Source organism: Chromatium okenii (genome assembly GCF_016583745.1).
Classification (GTDB): Bacteria; Pseudomonadota; Gammaproteobacteria; order Chromatiales; family Chromatiaceae; genus Chromatium; species Chromatium okenii.
The window spans coordinates 1-3377 of the sequence record NZ_NRRQ01000084.1 but is presented as its reverse complement, the minus strand read 5'-3'; the positions used below and the strand labels follow the sequence as shown (position 1 = coordinate 3377).

General features: G+C 44.7%; 1 protein-coding gene. It reads right to left on the bottom strand.

What is annotated here, in order from left to right:
* Positions 1-179 precede the first annotated feature (179 nt).
* Positions 180-3092 carry a hypothetical protein gene (locus CKO12_RS14200; protein ID WP_200155375.1) on the bottom strand — a complete coding sequence of 971 codons (2913 nt, stop codon included), beginning with the start codon at positions 3090-3092 and terminating at the stop codon, positions 180-182.
* Between the last annotated feature and the right edge of the window lie 285 nt (positions 3093-3377).

Sequence of the window (3377 nt, the reverse complement as noted above, 5' to 3'; positions counted from 1 at the left end):
TTGGAACGCTACTTCTATCGAACTGGAATAAGCATTATGGAAGCAAAAAATAAGATCGTGCGCAGTGCCGTGCGATTTTATTTATCAGCACCATTGTATGGCTTGTTCGCAACTGCGTAACTCCTATGTGGGTAAAAAAAAGGGTGACCGAAGCCACCCTAATGGATCATGTTTTACATTCAGTCCGCAAATGGGTTGTCAAGTGGGGTAGTGGGCGTAGTGGAGGGTGGCATCCATTCGAATGGATTCAGCGAATCGAATGGATTTGCCCAAGCCATTAAGGTCGGCGGCTCCTCACACGAAAGGGGGAAACCCACCAGTGGGTTGGTGTCGATGCCCACTTGACCCACTTGACCCACTTTCACCAAGGGCAAGGTCGGATTTGAATCTTTAACGTACCATTTCGCATAGCCGTTGATTTTCTTTTCATCTTTGATGAGCACACGACCATCGAGTTGGCGATTCGTGTTCTGTCCAATCCACGCACTGAGTTGTTTTGCAGTAATTGCATTACCTGATTTATCTGATCCAATTGCATCAACTAAAGCATCATGCAGATGTTCAAGCCGTTCGTCTTTATTGTTAGCGACCTGTATTAAATCGGTAATAACCTGTTTAGCGGTGACATGCGTGTCTCCATAACAGTCCCGCCACGCGATTAAAACACGTCGAAGTTGTTCAGTGATCGGATCGTTATCGTATCCGCGTGCGATTGACTGGGCGGGATCAGTTAAAGATAAAGGACAACCCGGCAGTGTAGACAACCAGCAAATCGTCTGCCGCACTAGCCGATCCCAATCTTCAAATGAAGCCATACTACCAGCAGCGATCCGCCCTGCCCCAGAACTGAGATAAGCGCGAATAATTAACAGAATGGCACGCACCATTTCTTGCCGATGTTTTTTGACATAATCTAAAGGGTCAAGCTCAAAAGAGCGCAGATACGGATTTTCGACGTTCGGATTGATAGAACTGATTAAGACACGGCGATTCAAGTCACCAACAAATTTTAAATTATTACCTGTAATTAAAATAAGTGCTATCATCGGCATAGAAATCATTTTACTAACTCCAAGGAGCCGATCCGAATATGTCTCCGTAGTTAATAGTGCTTCTAAGGTTGAGCTGGTAAACAGCCCAGTAACATTGTCAATTAAAATAACACTGTTACCATTTATTAAATGTGAAAGAAGACGCTTACGCATTTCATCATCATTTGATACGTGTGCCATAACTTTGGGCGATTGACCATCGTTTAGCACAGAAATACATTTAGCTAATAATGTCTTGCCAGACCCAGCAACAAACGCGTTGAAGGCGTAAGCTGGTGCAGTCGGTAGATTTTTGCGTATCGGCGCAGTTAATAAAGCAGCGATAAATACACTGCGTGCTAGATCATCAATAAAAGGAAAATCTTTAAACGGTTTCCAAATATAAGCCAATGCATCCTTGGCTAATTCAACATTGGGTGCATTCGGTATAACGGGATGTGATTCAGATGGCAGACTTAATACTAAACCAGTCGCAGAATCATATCCTGGTTGGTCAACGACTGAACCATCCAGCCTGAGTATTGGTGCCGTGCATATACCACGTAATGAGTTCAAATCACGCTCTTCTTCATTGCGAGCAAGGACACCGCGACACACAGCGTCTGGTGGATCAATATCGATCAATTCTTTTTTACCAGCGTAACGCTGGTACTGGATGCGATGACCAAGGTAGTCTTCAAGTCCGTCTTTAGTTAGCGGTTGAATGCGCGGTTGATTTTGTTTATTCGTAGTGACGCGCACCAACACCTGATCCCAATTGAAAATCAACGGATCCTTCCGCAGTTCATCAATAGTCCTATCAACGGTAAAAGCAGTTTTTCCCCGTAATGCGATAAGAGAAGGGCGTGTTGTTGAGACTAACTGATAACACGTTCCACCATGAGCATGGCTCCAGATCATCGGATTACGCCCAAGCTCAAGTGAAATATAGCCTACCCGATGACCAAGGTCGTAATCCCGTTCCACTGGGTCAGCACAGCGTTGACCATGATAGCGTTTTTGATCCGCGAGAATTTCATCTACGGTCACGACATCACCGCTTTGAAGCGTAATCAAAAAGTCGCCGCTTAATACCTGTTTTTCAATCGCTTGCCGTAAAACATTTTCTGCAACAGTTGGATCCAGTGCGTTGTGTGTTGTCATTTCTTGAATGCGATTCTGCATCCAACTTGCGCGAATTTGTTGGGCTTGATCCGCTAGTTCTAAACGTGCTGTAGCTTTGAGTTCATTTAGACATGCGTTTTGGTTGTCATCGAGTTGTAACTGCTCAATACAAGCCTTGATGTTGAGTGGTGGTGCATCGGGATTGATTGCTTGTGGTGGTGGTAACCGTTGTTCGACTTGTGCGGCACATATCGCCCCACCTGCAAAATCGATCCTCGACGGCTGCCACACGGACGTGTCGAATACTCCACGATCTAAATAACTACCCGCTTTGCTGATTTCAAAGTGACCATGTCCATGTAACCAAAAGTGCTTATGCAGTAATGTTCCAAACTCAGGAATTAGACTGGCATTATTAACAACAATGTAAAGGCGGTATCCATTAACACCAACAATTTCAGAACTTGTTTCCTTGTTATAGATACAGCTTCCTGCACTTGGGCGATAAATCATTGGTGACTGTATCAATTCGGGATCAATATCCCTTAATACTTTCAACAATTCATCAATCATCACCTTTGGGTGATCAACATCTCCGCAAAAGATGCCCGATTGATTAGGATATACAAAATTATCATTCGTCCGTGTGATGTCACCTGGTAATTGCTGTCCATTATCCTGATCCCTTTTTGTGATGAGTCGATTGAACTCACTCATTTTCGGGATGCCATACGCAAGTGCCTGATAAGGCTTTAATGTTTGAAGTGTTTCAGCAAATTGAGTGGTTGTTTTCTGACACAGGTAGACCCGCCCTGGCGTCAAGTTGTGGGCAAGTGATTCTTTTTGAATGGTGCCGTCGGGCAGCAACGACATCTGCTTGGTGACGGGTTTTTGAGATGTGCTTTCAAGCAGTGAATATTGAATGTCAAAGGTCATCTTCTTTGGTTCCTATAAATCAACGATTTAAAGAAACCGGTCTTTGGACGTAAGCGTCCATAAGCGATGTAACGAGAGACGTTCAGAAGAGGACAGGTTAAGCGCGATAGGTACAGCTAACGCAACGAGCCAGTTCAACTGGATGCTCTCGTCACTTTTTTCAAAGCCATACCTGTGTAAGCAGGAGGACACCGACTGATGTTACGGCGGCTACACAAAAGGGTAGCAAGTGTTCATCGCCGAGTAGACCGGCGTGAAGCTGCTCTCGAAGCCAGCAACAGCACT

What these genes read in the sequence shown, in the direction of transcription:
- CKO12_RS14200 (WP_200155375.1), bottom strand. Translation starts at nt 3,092, where the DNA reads ATGACCTTTGACATTCAATATTCACTGCTTGAAAGCACATCTCAAAAA.